Source organism: Azomonas macrocytogenes, assembly GCF_014191985.1.
GTDB lineage: Bacteria > Pseudomonadota > Gammaproteobacteria > Pseudomonadales > Pseudomonadaceae > Azomonas > Azomonas macrocytogenes.
Map to the genome: position 1 here is coordinate 13729 of NZ_JACHXI010000012.1, position 20751 is coordinate 34479.

Genomic DNA, 20751 nt, shown 5'->3' on the forward strand with positions numbered 1-20751 from the left:
TCTCGAAATCTGGGCTCGGCAAAGTCTTAACGGCGCGTGGCCATGACCGCGATGAAACGATCGAAAAGTGGCGATACATCGTGCGGGCCCGGGCTGGCCTCAGGATGTCCCTGGAAGCTGAAGGCGATCTTGTCAGTACGTTCAATCCCCTGCAGGGTGCCATCGAACAACGATTTGTGAGTCGCCCGCAGATTAGCCGGCAAGGCGCTTTCCTCGACCGCAAAACCATGGTTCTGGCTGGTGATCATCACGACACCGGTATCCAGATCCTGAACCGGATGATTCGCGCCATGATGGCCATGGCCCATCTTGATTGTCTTCGCCCCAGAGGCCAGCGCCAGCAATTGGTGGCCGAGACAGATACCAAATACCGGCGTATCGGTTTGCAGGATTTCCTGGATTGCGCGAATGGCATAGTCGCACGGTTCGGGATCACCAGGACCATTGGAAAGCATTACACCATCCGGCTTCAATGCCAGTACTTCATTGGCAGAAGTCTGCGCGGGAACGACGGTAAGGCGACAACCACGCGCTACCAGCATACGCAGGATGTTCCACTTGACCCCATAATCGAAAACCACGACATGATAAGGCAGTTGGCTGGCCGGAATTTGCGGATGGCTATCGGTTTCGAGACTCCAGATACCGGAACACCATTCGTAAGGCACCTTGGTGGAAACCTCCTTGGCCAGATCCATGCCTTTCAGACCTGGGAAGCTGCGCGCCAATTCCAGTGCCTTTTCTGCAGTGGCATCGTTACCAACCAGGATACAGCCGTCCTGCGAGCCTTTTTCCCGCAGGATACGGGTGAGCCGGCGCGTATCTATACCGGCAATCGCAACGGTTCCATTTTCTTTCAGGTAATCGCCGAGCGATTGTTTGTTACGCCAGTTGCTGGCCAGAAGCGGCAAATCACGAATGATCAAACCGGCTGACCATACTCGATCTGATTCGGCATCTTCCGGCGTAGTGCCGGTATTGCCGATATGCGGATAAGTCAAAGTCACGATTTGCCTGGCATAAGAGGGATCGGTAAGGATTTCCTGATAGCCGGTCATGGCGGTGTTGAACACCACCTCACCAATGGTATGACCATCAGCGCCGATGGACTCACCACGAAAAATACTTCCATCGGCAAGGGCGAGAATGGCTGGCTTAATCAAGAGACCTCCCGTAGATCAAAAGCAGCAGCAAACGCAGAGTGTAAAAAAGCGGGATGACGTGTGAAGGTCATCCCGCTTTTTATCGAAAGCTTCATTCTGCGTAATATTTTAGTGGGCACACTAAAGCGGGTATTCTACAGAAGAAAGACCATCTGCGGTAGCCAAGGCTATCCTCTCCATTTTCGCTACCGCTATCTAGCGAAGTTCCAACACATCCTGCATATCGTACAAGCCGGCAGATTTTCCCTGAAGCCAAAGAGCAGAACGCACTGCACCCTTGGCAAAGGTCATGCGGCTGGAAGCCTTGTGCGTGATTTCAACGCGCTCACCTTCGGCCGCAAACAGCACGGTGTGATCGCCCACGATATCGCCGGCGCGCACAGTGGCAAACCCGATGGTCTCGCGGACACGGGCTCCTGTCTGCCCTTCGCGGCCATACACGGCCACTTTCTGCAGGTCACGCCCCAACGCATGGGCAACGACCTCGCCCATGCGAAGTGCTGTTCCCGAGGGAGCATCTACCTTGTGCCGGTGATGCGCCTCAATGATTTCGATATCAGCCTCGTCACCCAACACACGTGCAGCGGTATCCAGCAATTTCAGGCACAGATTGACCCCGACACTGAAATTGGCTGCGAACACAATGGGGATATCCTTTGCCGCATCGATCAACAACTGCTTCTCTGCTGGCGAAAAACCAGTGGTACCGATAACCATGGCTTTACCGGCCTTACGGCAGATTTCCAGATTTTTCAGCGTGGCGCTCGGATGCGTGAAATCGATCACAGCATCAACATCGCCCAACACCACTTCCAGATCACCAGCCAGCGCCACACCAAGCCGCCGAACGGCAGCCAACTCGCCGGCATCGGCACCGACCAGGCTGCTATCGGGACGAACTACAGCCGCACCCAGTTCAGCACCGCCAGCCTGAACCACCGCTTCGACAAGGGCCTTTCCCATGCGCCCGGCGGCGCCTGCTATCGCGATACGTTGCATAAAACAGCCTCAAGCTCGAGTCTCCGGCAGCAAACACAACACCATGTCGTCCGCCCCTGACCCATGACTACAAATCTTCGAAAAAGCGCTTAACACCTTCGAACCAACCACTGGCCTTGGGCGAGTGTGAACTGTCACTCTGCAAGGTATTGCGAAATTCCTCCAACAGTTCCCGCTGGCGGCGACTCAGGTTGACCGGTGTCTCTACCATGACCCGGCACATGAGATCGCCAGGAGAACCACCACGTACCGGCGCAACCCCTTTGCCACGCAGGCGAAACAGCTTGCCGGTCTGGGTACCGTCAGGAATCTTGAGTTTGACCCGGCCATCCAGCGTCGGCACCTCCAACTCCCCTCCCAACGCCGCATCGACAAAGCTGATCGGCACATCGCAATACAGGTTTTTTCCATCCCGTTGGAAAATCGGGTGCTCACGCACGTTGACGACCACATACAGATCACCGGCCGGACCACCCAGGCTCCCTGCTTCACCTTCGCCGGACAGGCGAATACGGTCCCCAGTATCGACCCCCGGTGGGACTTTGACCGATAGCGTCTTCTGCTCCTCGACACGCCCCATACCATGACAAGAAGGACAAGGATCGGTGATCATCTTGCCTGTACCATGGCAACGCGGACAGGTCTGCTGTACCGAGAAAAAGCCTTGCTGCATACGTACCTGGCCGATACCGCCGCAGGTAGTACAGGTAACCGGAGTGCTCCCCTTCTTGGCTCCCGATCCACTACAGGTTTTGCATTCGACCAGTGTCGGTATCCGAATAGTTACCGTAGTGCCGCGTACAGCTTCCTCAAGATCCAGTTCGAGGGTATAGCGCAGATCACTGCCACGCTGAGCGCCACCACGGGCATTACCGCGCGCACCGCCAAAAAAATCACTGAAGACATCGCCGAAAATATCGGAGAAGTTCGAGCCGCCAAAACCGGCACCGGCTGCTCCAGCCCCCATGCTCGGATCGACGCCGGCATGACCATATTGGTCATAGGCCGTACGCTTGCTGGCATCGGAGAGAATTTCATACGCCTCGTTGGCTTCCTTGAATTTCTCCTCAGCCTCCTTATCGTCCGGATTACGGTCCGGGTGATACTTCATGGCGAGGCGGCGGTAGGCCTTTTTCAAATCCGCTTCACTGGCGCCACGCTCGACACCCAGCACCTCGTAATAATCACGCTTGGCCATAGATTTCCAGAATCCTCATTGGTGCCCTCCAGACACACCGACGCGGGAGCAAGCTCCCGCGCAACGGTGAGATCCGCCATAGGTTATGGCGGACCGGAGCAGAAGCAAGCCGGCAAGCTTACTTGTTGTCCTTGACCTCTTCGAACTCGGCATCGACGACATCGTCGGCCGTTCCTTTCTGCGAACCACCAGCCGCACCTTGGGCCTCGCCATCAGCTTGTGGCTGCTCAGCGTACATTTTCTGAGCCAGCGGTGTGGTTGCCTGGGACAAGGCAGCCATTTTGGCATCAATGGCAGCCTTGTCGTCCCCCTTGACGGCCAGCTCCAATTCTCCTATCGCCTTCTCGATAGCCGTTTTTTCTTCAGCCGTCGTCTTGTCACCCGCTTCGGTCAGCATCTTGCGACTGGCATGTACCAATTGATCACCCTGGTTACGCGCAGAAACCAGTTCTTCGAACTTGCGATCTTCCTCGGCATTGGCCTCGGCATCGCGCACCATTTGCTGGATCTCATCCTCGGAAAGGCCGGAATTGGCCTTGATGACGATGGACTGCTGCTTACCGGTAGCCTTGTCCTTGGCAGAAACATGCAGGATACCATTGGCGTCGATATCGAAAGTCACCTCGATCTGCGGTACGCCACGCGGCGCAGGAGGAATATCGGCCAGATCGAAGCGGCCCAGTGACTTGTTCTGTCCAGCCTGCTTGCGCTCGCCTTGCAGTACATGAATGGTCACGGCATTCTGATTGTCGTCTGCCGTCGAGAACACCTGCGACTTTTTGGTCGGGATAGTGGTGTTCTTTTCGATCAGCGGAGTCATCACGCCGCCAAGTGTTTCAATACCCAGAGTCAGTGGCGATACGTCAAGCAGCAGAACATCCTTGACGTCACCAGCCAGAACCGCACCTTGAATGGCAGCACCAATAGCTACTGCCTCATCAGGGTTGACATCCTTGCGTGCTTCCTTGCCGAAGAAATCGGCCACACGCTTCTGTACCAGAGGCATACGGGTCTGGCCACCGACCAGGATGACATCGTCGATCTTGGCCACATCGATCCCGGCATCCTTGAGCGCAACGCGGCAAGGCTCGATGGTCCGCTCGACCAGATCCTCGACCAGCGATTCCAGCTTGGCGCGGGAAATCTTCACGTTCAAATGCTTGGGACCGGAGGCATCTGCAGTGATATAGGGCAGATTGACATCGGTCTGCTGGCTGGAAGACAGCTCGATCTTGGCCTTCTCGGCAGCTTCTTTCAGGCGCTGCATGGCCAGCGGATCACCCTTGAGGTTGATGCCGCTTTCCTTCTTGAACTCGTCTGCCAGGTAGTCGATGAGACGAATATCGAAGTCCTCGCCACCCAAGAAAGTATCGCCGTTGGTAGCCAACACCTCGAACTGGTGCTCGCCATCCACTTCGGCGATTTCGATGACCGACACATCGAAGGTGCCACCACCCAGGTCATAAACGATGATGGTGTGGTCGCCCTTGGCCTTATCCATACCATAGGCCAGAGCGGCTGCGGTTGGCTCGTTGATGATCCGCTTGACATCCAGGCCAGCGATACGACCTGCGTCCTTGGTAGCCTGACGCTGGCTGTCGTTGAAGTACGCCGGTACGGTGATCACCGCCTCGGTGACGGTTTCGCCGAGATAATCTTCGGCAGTCTTCTTCATTTTTTTCAGCACTTCGGCGGAAATCTGTGGCGGGGCCATCTTCTGCCCCTTCACTTCCACCCAAGCATCACCGTTATCAGCCTTGGCAATGGTATAGGGCACCAACTTGATATCTTTCTGGACGACATCTTCTTCAAAACGGCGACCGATCAAACGCTTGACGGCGTACAGCGTGTTCTGCGGGTTGGTTACCGCCTGGCGTTTGGCCGACTGGCCGACCAATATCTCGTTGTCATTGGTATAAGCGATGATCGATGGCGTGGTACGCGTACCTTCCGCGTTCTCGATAACCTTGACGTTGCCATTTTCCAGGATAGCCACACAAGAGTTGGTGGTGCCCAGGTCGATACCGATGATCTTACCCATTTATTTCTCTCCGAAACCTTGTCTGGACCGAACCTGCTTGCCAGGCTCGGATAACATGAAAACGCTTGACTCTCAGATGGGGGTGCAGCGTCCGATTTCAAGCTTTCTCGTTGATGGAAGGCTGGGCTTGTGCCGGTGCCTTGCTGACCACAACCATGGCCGGGCGCAGTAGACGACCATTGAGCAGATAGCCCTTCTGGAAAACCCGCAACACGCTATTCGGCTCGACCTGAGCACTTTCCTCCATGGCCATCGCCTGGTGATGCTCGGGATCGAAGGGTTCACCCACCGGATCCAAAGCCACCAACTGATAGCGGGCCAGGGTATCAAGGAACAGTTTCAGCGTAAGCTCCACACCTTCACGCATCGGCTTGATCGCCTCATCGTCCGGGCTGGATAATTCGAGCCCCCGTTCCAGGCTGTCAACTACGCTGAGTAGATCGCCAGAAAACCTTTCCAACGCAAACTTGTGCGCCTTTTCCACATCCTGCTCGGCCCGGCGACGAATATTCTGCAACTCGGCAACCGCGCGCAGAGATTGATCCTGGGCAGCAGCCAGTTGTTCTTCGAGGGACTGCACTCGGGCCGCGAGATCCTCGCCAGCTTCCGGTGTTACCTTCTCCTCGGTGTCAAGATTCTGATTATCTCCATTCTGCTCGTCGGCCATACCTTCCTCCTATTCAATTCTCGGTGGGCTGAAACCACGGCTTGTCGCCCAATATGGGGTTGCGAACGCAAGCTTCAAGGGGAAAGCATCTCGATTTACGCAAGCGCGAAAAGCGCGGCACTGCCACCCAGAAATAGCCGGCAGTCAATAAGTGGCTTCCAGCAAAAAAAATCTATACTGTATGAATAAACAGCCAAAAAGAATGATGGGAGCCTGACCATGCTGGTTCATCTATCCATTCATAACTACGCCATCGTCGAACATCTCGACCTCGAATTACTGCAAGGCATGAGCGTGATCACCGGAGAAACGGGGGCAGGCAAATCCATCATGCTCGATGCCCTCGGCCTCGCCTTGGGAGATCGAGCCGACAGTGCGGTAGTCAGACCCGGGACAGACAAGGCCGATATTCTGGCCAGCTTTGACTTGCAAGACATCCCGGATGCTCGCCAGTGGCTCGCCGAACGGGATATGGAGAGTGACGGCTCCTGCATTTTGCGGCGCGTCATTACGGCCGAAGGACGTTCACGTGCCTACATCAATGGCACGACCTGTTCGCAAAACGATCTCAAGGCACTGGGCAGCCTGTTGATCGATATCCACAGCCAGCACGAACACCAATCGCTGCTCAAGCCCGATACTCACCGACGCCTGCTCGATGAACATGGCGGCAAGCAGGAACTGGCCAGGCAGGTGCAATTGGCAGCACAGCGCTGGCGTCAAACTCGCCAGTCGCTGGAACGAGTGAGCAACAGCAGCGAAGCACAGCATGCCCGCCATCAGTTGATCAGTTATCAGCTCGAAGAATTGGAAAATCTCGCCCTTGGCGAAGAAGAACTGGAACAATTGGAACAGGAACATCGCCAGCTTTCCAATGCTGGCCAGCTTCTTGGTGCCTGCCGCCAGGTCATCGACATGTGCAGCGAAAGCGATGCCGGCAATGTCCTGTCTATCCTCACAGCAAGCCTGCAACGCCTGACCGGCTCCCAGCATCGGCCGCGCGCACTGGAAGAAGCCATTACCCTGCTGTCCAGCGCTCAGATTCAAGTCGAAGAAGCCATCGGCGAACTGAATCGCTTCACCGATCATTTCGACGCCGACCCAACTCGCCTGCAGTATCTGGAAGAGCGACTGGACAATATCTACAGCCTTGCCCGCAAGCATCGAGTGCAACCTGCGGAATTGCTTGCACTACAACAACGGCTGCTCGAAGAACTGGAAAGCCTTGCCGCAGACGACGAGGCTGTAGAACAGCTGGGTGAGGAGTTGACTGCCTATGCGCGACACTATATGCAAAAAGCCAGTGAGCTCAGCAGATCACGCCACACAACAGCCAAGCGACTGGCCAAAGCGGTAGAAGCGGAAATCAGGAGGCTAGGCATGCCTGGCGGTCGCTTCAGCGTGGCATTGAAGCCCCTCGAGAGCGAAGAGCCGCATCCGGCAGGCCGGGAACACGTGGAATTTCTGGTCAGTGCCAACCCAGGCCAGCCATTGCGCCCCCTGGCCAAGGTTGTATCGGGAGGCGAACTATCCCGGATAAGCCTGGCGATTCAGGTGATCGCCGCGCAGACATCGAGAACACCGACTCTGGTTTTCGACGAAGTGGACGTCGGAATTGGCGGCCCCACCGCCGAAATCGTTGGCCAACTGCTACGCCGGCTAGGCAATCACGGACAGGTTCTGACCGTTACCCATCTGCCACAGGTTGCCGCCCAGGGACATCATCATCTGCTTGTGCACAAGGCACGCGCAAACGACAACACCCATACAACGGTTACTCAACTTGCAGAAGCGCGGCGCATCGAGGAAATCGCCCGGATGCTGGGCGGGATCGACCTGACCGAACAATCGCTGGCACATGCACGACAGATGGTATCTGCAGCTCAGGCATGATCCGCGCCAGAAGTAGCTGGTTCAAGGCTTCTTCTTGCGAACATAAAGCACCAGATTATGCTCAAGCAGCTCGAAACCATGCCGCTTGGCGATTTCCCGTTGCAGTTGTTCGATTTCCTGATCGAAAAACTCGATAACCTCGCCAGTATCAATACAAACCATATGATCGTGGTGGCCGTTATCGGCCAGCTCGAACACAGCGTGGCCACTGTCGAAATTGTGCCGGACCACCAGACCTGCTGCCTCGAACTGGGTCAGAACCCGGTAGACCGTAGCCAGTCCGACGTCTTCGCCGGCATCCATTAGTGCCTTGTAGACATCCTCGGCGCTCATATGCCGATGGCCTGCCGAATCCAGCATCTGCAGGATCTTGATTCTCGGCAAGGTCACTTTCAGGCCTACTTTGCGTAACTCGTTGTTCTCAACCATTGTGGGTATCTCGTAGCTGCTGTTTCGCAGCCTCCATGATGCGGTATGATCCGGGAATCGTTTGCCCAGCCAAGATAGTGGAAGTCACCCACCGATGCAAAATCCCAAGCTTTTGCTGGCCAGTCTCATTTTATCGAGCCTGGCGGTATTCGCCACCGGCTGCTCCATACCAGGCGTCTACAAGATAGATATCCAGCAAGGCAATGTTGTCACGCAGGATATGATAGACCAGTTGCGCCCAGGAATGACCCCCAGACAAGTGCGGTTTATCATGGGCAGCCCGTTGATCATGGATACCTTTCACCCGAATCGCTGGGACTATCTCTATAGTTTCCAAGCTGGCGGCAGCCGGCGTCGCCAAGAGCGTATCAGCTTAATGTTCGACAACGCCAATCAACAATTGGTTGGCCTGACAGGCGACTTCATGCCGGGTGTCAGTCGAGACCAGGAAATTCTGGGTACCGGCCAGAGCACCACTATCGTCACACCAGGAGAAGGGGAAGAGCCGGAAACGGCCCCAGAACCAGGCTCATTGCTTGAACAACTGCAAAAGGAAATCGACGAAGTGGAACCTGCTCCAGTTCCAGTTCCCGAAGCCCTGTAGCTGTAGCGTCTTGTTCAGGCTTGCAGCGCACCCATATCGTCAATCACCAAGATCCGCCAGCCGCCATACATCGAAGGCTGGCGTTTCATAGGGATGAGCATCCTTCAGCGCTGCGAGGCATTCGTTAATCCGATCATCGGCCACCACCAACTCGACCCGCCATTCGGCTACAACTTCGATTCTTCCGCTGCGGCCAAGATAGGGTTGGCTACCTTCCAGGGGGCGAAACTGTCCCTGTCCCAGCACTTGCCAGCAACAACTGTCGTAGTTTCCGATATGACCGCCACCTGCTACAAAGACAGCGGTCTTGACGGCCTCAAGATGGGAATCCGGCACATAAAAACACAGTTTGTACATATTTCGGGTCTGTCTGGCGGCGGCTTTCTCAAGCTTAGCTTTCGCATTTGCCTGCCACCAGCAGCCCGCTGCTCTACTACCCCACCCAAACCCGCGCATTGCGGAACATGCGCATCCAGGCACCATCCTCTTGCCACTCATCCGGGTACCAGGAATTCTGGATCGCACGGAAAACCCGTTCCGGATGCGGCATCATGATGGTCACCCGGCCATCACGTGTGGTCAGGCCGGTAATACCACGTGGCGAGCCATTGGGATTGGCAGGATAACGCTCGGTAACCTGACCATGGTTATCCACGAAGCGCAGCGCAACGCTACCCGACAGATCGGTCTCCAACAGAGCATCCTCACTGGCAAATTCCGCATGACCTTCGCCGTGGGCGATGGCAATCGGCATACGTGAGCCAGCCATACCCTGCAAGAGAATTGACGGGGAATCCTGCACTTGTACCATGGCCACGCGCGCCTCGAACTGTTCGGAGCGGTTGCGCACGAAATGCGGCCAGAGTTCGCTGCCGGGAATCAGCTCATGCAAATTGGAAAGCATCTGGCAACCATTGCAGACACCAAGCGCAAAGCTGTCCTTGCGGTCGAAAAAGGTGCCGAAAGCCTCGCGGGCACGACTGTTGAAAAGAATGGATTTCGCCCAGCCCTCACCCGCCCCCAGCACATCGCCGTAGGAAAAACCACCACAAGCCACTAGCCCCTTGAACAGCGAGAGGTCGATGCGACCGGCCAGGATATCGCTCATGTGCACATCAATCGCAGAGAAGCCGGCACGGTCAAAGGCAGCAGCCATTTCCACCTGACCATTGACGCCCTGTTCGCGCAGGATCGCGATTTTGGGACGTACGCCCAGCCGAAGATAAGGTGCGGCAACATCCTCATTCACATCGAAGAGCGGACGCGCATGTAGACCGGGATTACTCTCGTCCTGCAAATCGGCAAACTCCTGATCGGCGCAGTCGGCGTTATCACGCAAACGCTGGATCCGATAACTGGTTTCGCTCCATTGCGACATCAACTGGCTACGCCGACCGGTAAAAACCGCCTTCCCGGCCAGATTGATGGTTATCTTGTCGGACTCGAGCGGCTTGCCAATCAGTGTGACGCAATCGGCCAGCCCAGCGGACTCGAATCCGGCCAGGATTTGTGCGAGATGTTCCTGCTTGGCCTGGATCACGGCCCCCAGCTCTTCGCAGAACAGCACTTGAGCCAGTGCGTCCTGCCCCACAGCCAACTCATCCAGGTTCAGCTCCAGGCCGCAATGGCCAGCAAATGCCATTTCCAGGACAGTGGTCAGCAAGCCGCCATCAGAGCGGTCGTGATAAGCCAGCAGCAGGTTATCGGCATTCAGCGACTGCATTACGTCAAAGAACGCTTTGAGCTCCTCAGGCTTATCCACATCCGGGCCGATACGGCCGATCTGCCCGTAAACCTGGGCCAGGATGGAACCGCCCAGGCGGTTCTGGCCACGCCCCAGATCGACCAGAAGCAGATTTGTTTCTCCCTGATCCAGGCGCAATTGCGGCGTTCGGGTACGGCGTACATCCTGAACAGGAGCAAAGCCGGAAACGATCAGTGACAACGGTGCAGTAACGCTCTTGTCTTCGACGCCATCCTCCCAGCGAGTCTTCATGGACATCGAATCCTTGCCGACTGGAATGGTGATACCCAGCGCCGGGCACAATTCCATGCCCACTGCCTTCACCGTTTCATACAACCGGGCATCCTCTCCGGGATGCCCGGCGGCAGCCATCCAGTTGGCGGATAACCTGATGTCGGAAAGCTTGCCGATGCAGGCAGCAGCCAGGTTGGTGACAGTTTCCCCGATGGCCATGCGCCCGGAAGCTGGTGCGTCCAGCAACGCCAGCGGTGTGCGCTCGCCGATTGCCATGGCTTCGCCGGTGTAGCTGTCAAAGCTGGTGACTGTCACGGCGCAATCGGCCACAGGTACTTGCCAGGGCCCGACCATCTGGTCGCGGGCAACCAGACCAGTGATGCTGCGATCACCGATGGTGATCAGGAAACTCTTGCTGGCTACAGCCGGATGGTGCAATACGCGTGACACAGCCTCCTGCAGATCGAGCCCGGCAGCATCGAACGCATCGCCCAGCGCCGCTTCACGGGCGACCGTGCGATGCATGCGCGGTGGTTTACCCAGCAGGACGTCAAGGGGCATATCCACTGGCGCATTGTCAAAATGCTGGTCGGCGACGCTCAGGTGGCGCGCTTCGGTGGCTTCGCCAACCACGGCGAAGGGGCAACGCTCACGCTCGCAAATGGCCGCGAAGCGTTCGAAATCGGTGGTATCGACAGCCAGGACATAGCGTTCCTGGGATTCGTTGCACCAGATTTCCAGGGGACTCATTCCCGGCTCGTCGTTAGGTACGTTACGCAGCTCGAAACGACCGCCGCGGCCACCATCATTGATCAGCTCGGGAAAAGCATTCGACAAGCCACCGGCACCCACATCATGGATGAACTTGATCGGGTTGGCTTCGCCCAACTGCCAGCAGCGGTCGATGACCTCCTGGCAACGGCGCTCCATTTCCGGGTTGTCGCGCTGAACGGAAGCAAAATCCAGATCGGCCGAGCTGCTTCCGGTAGTCATCGAGGATGCAGCGCCACCGCCCAGGCCAATCAACATCGCCGGGCCACCCAGCACGATGAGCTTGGCTCCGACGGAAATCTCGCCCTTCTGGACGTGCTCGGCACGAATGTTACCCAGGCCGCCGGCGAGCATGATCGGCTTGTGATAGCCACGCACCTCGGCCCCTCGCGGCGTTGCGATCGCCTGCTCGAAGGTACGGAAATAGCCGGTCAGTGCCGGACGGCCGAACTCGTTGTTGAATGCCGCACCGCCCAGCGGGCCATCAAGCATGATATCCAGCGCACTGACGATACGCTCGGGCTTGCCATAAGGCTTTTCCCAGGGTTGTTCGAAACCGGGAATGCGCAGATTGGAAACGGTAAAACCCGTCAATCCGGCCTTGGGCTTGGCGCCACGTCCGGTCGCGCCCTCATCGCGAATCTCGCCGCCGGAACCGGTAGCGGCGCCGGGGAACGGTGCGATGGCCGTCGGATGGTTGTGCGTCTCGACCTTCATCAGGATATGCACCGGCTCCTGGGTAGCTGCATATTCACCGCTATCGGGCTGCGGATAGAAGCGCCCGGCCGTGAAGCCAGTCATCACTGCTGCGTTGTCTTTGTAGGCGGACAGCACACCTTCGGAATTCATCTCGTAGGTGTTCTTGATCATGCCAAACAGGGATTTGCTCTGTGCCTGTCCGTCGATATCCCAACTGGCATTGAAAATCTTGTGCCGACAATGCTCGGAGTTGGCCTGGGCGAACATCATCAACTCGATATCGTGCGGATTGCGGCCCAGGTCGCTAAAGCTCTTCACCAGATAGTCGATTTCATCCTCGGCAAGCGCCAGGCCCAGCTCACGGTTGGCTTCGGCCAGCGCCGCCCGCCCGCCACCCAGTACATCCACTGCGGTAAGCGCCCTGGGCTGAGCATGGCTGAACAGCGCTGCGGCCTCTTCGAAGCGCTCCAGCACCAACTGAGTCATGCGATCATGCAGGACAGCAGCCACTAGCGAAGCATCGCCATCGGCAAGCTCACCTTGAATGTAATAGGCAACGCCTCGTTCCAGACGACGAATCTTACCCAGGCCACAATTGCGGGCAATATCGCTGGCCTTGCTCGACCATGGCGAAATCGTGCCGAACCGCGGAACCACCAGAAACAGTCGACCGGCAGGCTCTTCGACCGGTACGCTGGGGCCGTATTCGAGCAGACGATCCAGCACCTGCTGTTCGGCCTTGCCGAGCACGGCGGACACCTCGGCGAAATGCGCGAACTCGGCATATAGCCCGGTGACGGCAGGAATCTTCTGGTTCAGCTGACCCAGCAGCCTGGCGTGACGGAAGGAGGAAAGAGCGGGAGCACCGCGCAGGATCAGCATCGTCGGAACAGCCTCTGGGATGGGATGCGAAAGGGCGAGCATTTTAGCGTAAAGCATTCGAGTGAACATCCTACCCGCATTTACCGCCGTAATCGCCCGGCCTGCTCGCACGCCTCTCGATTCGAATTGTGCCAGTGGAAACCCGGCTTATCAGGCGACCTCTTTCATTAAATTGGCCGGACATGACCACTTTTGCAGCCTCAAAGAGGCTATGCAATCGTTCTATCCATTGATCGCCATAAAACGTTACTCTCACCGAACTCGACTTTCCGGCGAGACGCCGTTATCCGTTTCGCCCTCGATCAGGAACCACAACCATGGCAGATGCCCTGTTGGTCGAACCTAACCACGATGCTGATTCCTGTGTCATCTGGCTGCATGGCCTGGGTGCCGACCGCTATGATTTCCAGCCGGTAGCCCAGATGCTGCAAAAAGGACTGCCCAATACCCGTTTCATTCTGCCGCAGGCACCGACCCAACCAGTCAGTATCAATGGTGGCTGGCCCATGCCGAGCTGGTACGACATCATCGCGCTATCTCCGGCACGAGCCATCAACGAAGAACAACTGGAGCAGTCGGCGCAGCGAGTCATCGAGCTGATCGAAAGCCAGCGCGCTTGCGGGATCACTGCAGAGCGCATCTTCCTGGCAGGCTTCTCTCAAGGCGGTGCGGTAGTGCTGCACACGGCGTTCCTGCGCTGGAACGGCCCCCTTGGTGGCATTTTGGCACTTTCCACATACGCGCCGACCTTCCCTGAACGACTGGAACTGTCCGCACAGGCGAAACGTTATCCGGTACTGTGCCTGCACGGCCGCGACGATGACGTAGTCTCCGTGGAAATGGGGCGCACCGCCTACAATTGCCTGCTTGCCAGCGATGTTCCGGCTCAGTGGATGGACTACCCGATGCGTCATGAGGTCGTTCCCGAAGAAATCCGTGATATCGCCGACTGGCTCAAGGTACATCTCGGCTTCTTGTCGCCACGTCCCGAGTAGCATTTCGCGCAGTACGGCTACTTCGCCTTCGCTGCGCCATGATCTTGCTTTACACTGCGAGCGACTACCCACTTGACGACAACGAGAAAACCGTGCTCAAGGCACTCAAGAAAATCTTCGGTAAAGCCCCCCTCACACAGCCAGCCCCAGACGGCGCGGCCTCATCCGGCACCCCGGAAACCGAAGAAGATCGGCATGACGATCATCTCGTACGAACAAAGAACTTCCAGCCGCGGCGGGCCAAGAAAAAACCCAAGCCGCCCCTATCGCCAAAACCTGTCGAGCCAGCCTGGAAACTCCAGGATTTCCAAGTCGAATCCATGGCAGGCAAGACCCGCTTTCATGACTTCAAGCTCGCTCCCGAGCTGATGCACGCGATCCACGACCAGGGTTTCACCTACTGCACGCCGATCCAGGCACAGGTGCTTGGCCACACGCTCAAGGGCAAGGACGCTATCGGCCGCGCCCAAACCGGCACGGGCAAGACTGCCGCCTTCCTGATCTCCATCATCACTCAGCTCCTGGAAACGCCGACTCCAGAAGAACGCTACATGGGCGAGCCTCGCGCACTGATCATCGCACCGACGCGTGAACTGGTGGTACAGATTGCCAAGGATGCCGAAACACTGACCCGCTATACCAAGCTCAATGTAATGAGCTTCGTCGGCGGCATGGACTTCGACAAGCAGCTTCGACTGCTGGAATCGAAATTCTGCGACATACTGGTCGCCACGCCCGGCCGGCTACTGGACTTCCACCAGCGCGGCGAAGTCCACCTGGACATGGTCGAAGTGATGGTGCTGGATGAAGCCGATCGCATGCTGGACATGGGTTTCATCCCCCAGGTTCGCCAAATCATTCGCCAGACCCCCCACAAGGGTGAACGCCAGACTCTACTGTTTTCAGCCACGTTCACAGAAGATGTCATGAATCTCGCCCGGCAATGGACCGTCGAGCCGGCCATTGTCGAGATCGAGCCGGAAAACGTTGCCAGCGATACCGTCGAACAACATGTCTACGCGGTTTCCAGCAGTGATAAATACAGACTGCTCTACAACCTTGTCAGCCGTAACGATTGGGTCCGGGTGATGGTATTCGCCAACCGCAAGGATGAAGTGCGCTATATCGAGGAACATCTGAGCAAGGACGGCATCAGTGCCGCCCAGATGTCCGGTGATGTTCCCCAACACAAGCGCATTCGGGTACTCGAAGGGTTTCGCGAAGGCAAAATACGCGTGTTGGTCGCGACCGATGTGGCCGGGCGAGGCATTCATGTGGATGGCATCAGCCATGTCATCAACTACACCTTGCCCGAAACCCCGGACGACTACGTTCATCGCATCGGCCGTACCGGTCGGGCTGGCAGCAGCGGAACGTCCATCAGCTTCGCCGGAGAGGACGATGCCTTCGCCCTCCCCGCCATCGAACGGCTGCTGGGCCGCAAGATTGCCTGCGAAATGCCACCAGCCGAGCTGCTTGTGCCGGTATCGCGCAACACTTGAACGTTACCCCTGCCGACACACATCCGGAATCGCCCAAGGCTCTCCACACAAAGCCAGGTATCCTCTTCGACCCCGGCCACATGTGAAAATCTCCATTCCAATTACCTGGTTCAATAGCAGGCAATCCCGAATCGCCCTGTAATTACCCTTGCCGCCCGGGCTTGCGGGTTTCGGTTTGCGCTACATATTCGCCTCCGCATACTCGGCCAGCACCGAGCGCGGTACGCCCTGCAAGGTGACATGGACACCATAGGGAAAATTCTTGAAACGTTCGGTCAGGTAAGTCAGCCCCGAACTGGTCGCGGAAAGATAAGGTGTATCGATCTGCGCCAGGTTGCCCAGACAGACGACCTTGGAGCCGCTACCAGCACGGGTGATGATGGTCTTCATCTGATGGGGCGTCAGGTTCTGGCATTCATCGATCAGAATCAGGCTCTGCTGGAAGCTGCGACCACGGATGTAATTCAGCGATTTGAACTGCAAGGGAACCTTCTGCAGGATGTAATCGACACTGCCATGGGTGTTTTCATCATCCATATGCAAAGCTTCCAGATTGTCGGTGATCGCTCCGAGCCAGGGCTCCATCTTCTCTGCCTCGGTTCCCGGCAAAAACCCGATATCCTCGTCCAGCCCCTGAACGCTACGGGTGGCGATGATACGTCGATAACGCTTGTTGACCATGGTCTGTTCGATGGCAGCCGCCAACGCCAGGATAGTCTTGCCCGAACCAGCCGCACCGGACAGATTCACCAGATGAATCTCCGGGTCGAGCAATGCAAACAAAGCCAGCGCCTGGTAGATATCGCGTGGATTGAGTCCCCAGGCCTCCTGATGCATCAGCGGTTCTTGATGCATATCCAAAATCAACAATTCGTCGCTACGCACACCCTTGATCCAACCGACGAAATTCTGCTCGTCCAGGATGAACTCGTTGATATGCAATGATGGCAGGTTGTCGGTGAGCTGAACTCGGTGCCAGGTCCGCCCCTGGGACTGGCGCGTTTCCACCTTGCTGACACGATCCCAAAAGGAACCGCTCAGGTTGTGATAGCCACGGGACAACAGGCCGACGTCATCGACCAACTGATCGGTATGGTAATCCTCCGAGGCGATCCCACAAGCCCTGGCCTTGAGCCGCATGTTGATGTCCTTGGTGACCAGCACAACCGCATCACCACCCCGCAGGCTTTTCAGCTCGACCAGCTGATTGATGATCTTGTTATCGTTCGAATCATCGGGCAACCAGGTTACCGGCTCGGCGCGCTTACTCATCAGGATGGACAGCCAGCCGCAGGGATTACCGGTTTCGCGCTGAATTGGCACCCCTTTCTCGACCTGCTCGGGCGTGGCTTCGCCAAGAACCTTGTCGATCAACCGGATTGCCTGGCGGCATTCCGCTGCGACGCTAACCTTCCCGCTTTTGAGTTTGTCCAGTTCCTCCAGTACGGTCATGGGGATAGCGACGTGATGCTCCTGAAAATTCAGCAATGCGTTGGGATCGTGAATCAGGACGTTGGTATCCAGAACATAAAGAGTGGGCTGGGTGCTGCCGTAGTCATCCATACGCGATCACCTTTTGCTATGGCCGGACACTGGAGACGACAGACGCTTCCAGTGTGGAAAGCCGCCATGCAGGCAGGTGAGCGGACTGGGATGCCAGGGGGTTCGGAGCTTCCCGAGGCCGCCACCTGTGTTGCAGGGTTCGGCGGTCTGTTTCTGTAATACAGTAAAAAATATGACAGATGCACTATTTCCGCCAGATGGCGGCGCAGATAAAGCGAAGCGTCGCATCCTTCGGTTCAGTTTTGGACATTTACAGCGCGCCTGTCCAAAACCGGAGCCGATTTCATTCTCACCTCAGACACTAGGGCGTGTCATCAATTGCCACCCCGATTGCGTTTTCAGCCGCAACCCAAAGGGACGGGCCGTAAACGATCATCGGCGCTTCGCGCATCTACCAAGCTATCAGCTTCAACGACTATCGAATACATCACACGGACAGCATGCAACTGGAGCCAGCCTTCGGCTGAAGAATAGAATCGCCCCAACCTTAAGGGAGACATATTCATGCTGATGGTGATTTCGCCCGCCAAGACCCTGGATTACCAAACTCTGCCGGTAATCCAAACCTATACGCAGCCGCAATACCTCGATCATGCTCAAGAGCTGGCCGAGCAGTTGCGTAAACTCGATCCGCTACAGTTGGGTGAACTGATGCATCTATCAGATAAGCTGACGGCACTCAATATAGCTCGCTATGGCAGCTGGACTCCGGCATTCACACCGGAAAACGCCAAGCAGGCTCTACTCGCCTTCAAGGGCGATGTCTATACAGGTATCAATGCAGAGGACTTTCAGGACGACGATTTCGAGTTTGCGCAAAAACACCTGCGTATACTTTCCGGCTTGTATGGCGTACTGCGGCCACTGGATCTGATGCAGCCCTATCGGCTGGAAATGGGGACCAAACTTGGCAATTCACGTGGCAAGGATCTTTATGCATTCTGGGGTGATCGCATTAGCGACTGGCTCAATGCCGCATTGGAAAAGCAAGGCGACGATATACTTCTCAATCTCGCCTCGAACGAATACTTCAACGCAGTCAAGCGTCAGGCTCTTGCAGGACGCATCATCGATACCGAATTTCGCGATCTGAAGAACGGCCAGTACAAAATCATCAGTTTTCATGCCAAGAAAGCACGCGGCCTGATGGTCCGCTATGTCATCCAGGAGCGTCTGCGCGACCCGGAGCGGCTCAAGTTTTTCGATTACGGCGGTTACCGTTACAGTGAAAGCCATTCGGCAACGAATCGACTGGTTTTCCTGCGTGATCACCCCTGAGGCTCGCAACAAACGCCCTGCTTGCAGCTCCCTGATGCCACTTGGCCCGGCCCCCAGACACCCAAAAAAAATCCTGGCCTTGTGCGCGGGAACTATCGTGAAGCTGCCGCATCATAAGCGCGTACTCGACAATTCCAGATTGGAAAGGGAAGGCGTACATGAAGAAGGCGCATCGGGTTTCGTACCTTTCAACGAAGTCTCCTTCTTGCCTGCAGCGGACTACAATGGAACCGATCAACTGGCTACCCATTCCCGAAGAAGCGGAACACCCTGCCCTACCCACTGGAATGCGAGCCTCTTCCCATATCCAGGACACCGGATGATCCCGGTTGCCTCCCTGCTTTCTTCAACAACCGGCTGCAAGAGCGCTTCCCGGAAATTCGAAGCCTACCTCCGATACAATCCAGAAACTTGCGCGAACGAAATATCGGCAACAATTGCCCATGGCAGCCGCAGCAAATCAGACAAGATAAATTCGGCATCCAGGCCCAGCCTGGAACAATTTGCAAACGAATCAGGAGAACTCAATGATTCCGGTCATTCTTTCAGGTGGTAGCGGCTCCAGACTCTGGCCTCTTTCACGCAAGCTCTTCCCCAAGCAGTTCCTTGCACTTACCGGCGAGCAGACTCTCTTCCAGCAGACCATCGAGCGCCTGACCTTCGAAGGCATGCAGCAGCCGCTGCTGGTATGCAACAAAGAGCATCGCTTTATCGTCAAGGAACAACTGGCTGCCCGCCAACTGGCAGTTCAGGGAATGCTGCTGGAACCCTTCGGCCGCAACACCGCACCGGCCATTGCCATCGCCGCGATAAAACTGCTGGAAGAAGGCCGCGATGAATTGTTGCTGGTCCTGCCAGCCGACCACGTGATCGAAGATGAGAAAGCCTTCCAACAATCGCTGAGTCTTGCTGCCGACGCAGCCGAAAGAGGTGAAATGGTTCTCTTCGGTATTCCGGCAACCAGTCCTGAAACCGGTTTTGGTTATATCAAATGCGATATGAATAGCCGGCCTGGCCTGACCGAAGGCGTCAAGCGGGTACTCCAGTTCGTCGAAAAACCCGACGAAGAACGTGCCAAGCAGTTCGTCGAATCAGGCGAATACTTCTGGAACAGCGGCATGTTCCTGTTCCGGGCCAGCGTGTTCCTGGAAGAATTGAAAAAGTACGACATGGATATTTACGACAATTGCATGGCTGCACTCCATCGCAGCCAGCGTAACGGCGATGAAATCCTGATCGACCCGGCGACTTTCGCCTGCTGCCCGGATGACTCCATCGACTACGCCGTAATGGAAAAAACCCAGTTGGCTTGCGTCGTCCCCCTTTCTGCTGGCTGGAACGATGTCGGCTCCTGGTCATCGATCTGGGAAGTCCACGAGAAGGACGAGAACGGCAACGTAATCAAAGGCGATGTCATTGCCGAAGATACACATAACAGCCTGATTCATGGCAATGGCAAGCTGGTCACCGTCCTGGGCCTGGATGATGTCGTGATCATCGAGACCAAGGATGCCATGATGGTCGCTCACAAAGACAAAGTGCAGGACGTCAAGAAACTGGTCAATCGCCTGGATGCCCAGGAACGCAAGGAAACCCTTAGCCATTGCGCAGTGTATCGCCCCTGGGGCTGGTATGACTCAGTCGACATGGGTGGCCGCTTTCAGGTCAAACGCATCTGTGTGAATCCAGGTGCCAGCCTTTCGCTGCAGATGCACCACCATCGCGCCGAACACTGGATCGTGGTTTCCGGTACAGCCCAGGTGACCTGTAACGACAAGACTTTCCTGCTGACGGAAAACCAGTCCACATACATACCTGTAACTTCCATACATCGCCTAGCCAATCCTGGCAAGATTCCGCTGGAAATCATCGAAGTACAGTCTGGCAGCTACCTAGGAGAAGATGACATCGAGCGCTTCGACGATGTCTATGGCCGTGCCGAAAGTCTCATCGAGACGAACACGACCCGCTGATCGCCATCCTGCTCTCGCGCGCAATGCCGAGGGCAGGATTTTCTGCACGCCTCGATTTACCACTTGAAAACCTCACCGCTGGCATTTTCAATAGTAATAGCGATGCACGTATACCG

Annotated in this window: 16 protein-coding genes; 7 read left to right on the forward strand and 9 right to left on the reverse strand. The window is 56.5% G+C overall.

Translation table 11 applies throughout. From position 1 onward, the window contains the following. Positions 1–26 precede the first annotated feature (26 nt). The 5 genes from carA to grpE form a co-directional block, all read right to left on the reverse strand. Positions 27–1163, reverse strand: coding sequence for a glutamine-hydrolyzing carbamoyl-phosphate synthase small subunit (gene carA / locus FHR87_RS11925; protein WP_183166951.1), 1137 nt, complete (start codon positions 1161–1163; stop codon positions 27–29). Positions 1164–1358: 195 nt separating this feature from the next. Next, positions 1359–2162 (reverse strand): 4-hydroxy-tetrahydrodipicolinate reductase, encoded by an 804-nt coding sequence (gene dapB, locus FHR87_RS11930; RefSeq protein WP_183166952.1) that lies wholly within the window; start codon positions 2160–2162, stop codon positions 1359–1361. A 67-nt stretch (positions 2163–2229) separates the two neighbouring features. After that, positions 2230–3360: a molecular chaperone DnaJ gene (gene dnaJ, locus FHR87_RS11935; protein WP_183166953.1), complete on the reverse strand. Its 1131-nt coding sequence runs from the start codon at positions 3358–3360 to the stop codon at positions 2230–2232. Between the two features lie 118 nt (positions 3361–3478). Further along, on the reverse strand, positions 3479–5401 hold the full coding sequence (gene dnaK / locus FHR87_RS11940; protein WP_183166954.1) for a molecular chaperone DnaK: 1923 nt from the start codon (positions 5399–5401) through the stop codon (positions 3479–3481). Positions 5402–5498: 97 nt separating this feature from the next. Further along, positions 5499–6068 (reverse strand): nucleotide exchange factor GrpE, encoded by a 570-nt coding sequence (grpE, locus tag FHR87_RS11945; RefSeq protein ID WP_183166955.1) that lies wholly within the window; start codon positions 6066–6068, stop codon positions 5499–5501. 219 nt (positions 6069–6287) lie between these two features. On the opposite strand from grpE, the gene recN reads away from it, so the two are divergent. Beyond that, on the forward strand, positions 6288–7961 hold the full coding sequence (gene recN, locus FHR87_RS11950) for a DNA repair protein RecN (protein WP_183166956.1): 1674 nt from the start codon (positions 6288–6290) through the stop codon (positions 7959–7961). A 21-nt stretch (positions 7962–7982) separates the two neighbouring features. On the opposite strand, the gene fur is transcribed toward recN, so the two are convergent. Next, positions 7983–8390, reverse strand: coding sequence for a ferric iron uptake transcriptional regulator (gene fur / locus FHR87_RS11955; RefSeq protein ID WP_183166957.1), 408 nt, complete (start codon positions 8388–8390; stop codon positions 7983–7985). Between the two features lie 94 nt (positions 8391–8484). Between fur and FHR87_RS11960 the strand changes: the two genes are divergently transcribed. Beyond that, a complete protein-coding gene (locus tag FHR87_RS11960; protein WP_183166958.1) occupies positions 8485–8994 on the forward strand; it encodes an outer membrane protein assembly factor BamE in 510 nt (169 codons plus the stop codon). A 39-nt stretch (positions 8995–9033) separates the two neighbouring features. On the opposite strand, the gene FHR87_RS11965 is transcribed toward FHR87_RS11960, so the two are convergent. Together FHR87_RS11965 and purL are read right to left on the reverse strand one after the other, a co-directional pair. Continuing rightward, the gene (locus tag FHR87_RS11965) at positions 9034–9351 is read right to left on the reverse strand and encodes a YqfO family protein (protein ID WP_183166959.1); all 318 of its coding nucleotides are present in this window, start codon (positions 9349–9351) and stop codon (positions 9034–9036) included. A gap of 76 nt (positions 9352–9427) precedes the next feature. Further along, positions 9428–13324, reverse strand: a complete 3897-nt coding sequence (gene purL, locus FHR87_RS11970) for a phosphoribosylformylglycinamidine synthase (RefSeq protein WP_183167038.1) — start codon at positions 13322–13324, stop codon at positions 9428–9430. Positions 13325–13641: 317 nt separating this feature from the next. On the opposite strand from purL, the gene FHR87_RS11975 reads away from it, so the two are divergent. Continuing rightward, the gene (locus FHR87_RS11975; protein WP_183166960.1) at positions 13642–14319 is read left to right on the forward strand and encodes an alpha/beta hydrolase; all 678 of its coding nucleotides are present in this window, start codon (positions 13642–13644) and stop codon (positions 14317–14319) included. A 38-nt stretch (positions 14320–14357) separates the two neighbouring features. Beyond that, complete coding sequence (gene rhlB, locus FHR87_RS11980; RefSeq protein WP_221189826.1) at positions 14358–15821, forward strand: ATP-dependent RNA helicase RhlB; 1464 nt, start codon at positions 14358–14360, stop codon at positions 15819–15821. A gap of 180 nt (positions 15822–16001) precedes the next feature. On the opposite strand, the gene FHR87_RS11985 is transcribed toward rhlB, so the two are convergent. Continuing rightward, positions 16002–17384 (reverse strand): PhoH family protein, encoded by a 1383-nt coding sequence (locus FHR87_RS11985; protein WP_183166961.1) that lies wholly within the window; start codon positions 17382–17384, stop codon positions 16002–16004. A 504-nt stretch (positions 17385–17888) separates the two neighbouring features. Here FHR87_RS11985 and yaaA point away from each other — a divergent pair. The 3 genes from yaaA to FHR87_RS12000 all read left to right on the forward strand — a co-directional run bounded on the left by yaaA (position 17889) and on the right by FHR87_RS12000 (position 20635). Continuing rightward, positions 17889–18662 (forward strand): peroxide stress protein YaaA, encoded by a 774-nt coding sequence (gene yaaA / locus FHR87_RS11990; RefSeq protein ID WP_183166962.1) that lies wholly within the window; start codon positions 17889–17891, stop codon positions 18660–18662. 97 nt (positions 18663–18759) lie between these two features. Continuing rightward, positions 18760–19218 carry a hypothetical protein gene (locus FHR87_RS11995; protein ID WP_183166963.1) on the forward strand — a complete coding sequence of 153 codons (459 nt, stop codon included), beginning with the start codon at positions 18760–18762 and terminating at the stop codon, positions 19216–19218. Further along, complete coding sequence (locus FHR87_RS12000; protein ID WP_183166964.1) at positions 19190–20635, forward strand: mannose-1-phosphate guanylyltransferase/mannose-6-phosphate isomerase; 1446 nt, start codon at positions 19190–19192, stop codon at positions 20633–20635. The genes FHR87_RS11995 and FHR87_RS12000 overlap by 29 nt, the downstream gene beginning before the upstream one ends. The last annotated feature ends 116 nt before the right edge of the window (positions 20636–20751 follow it).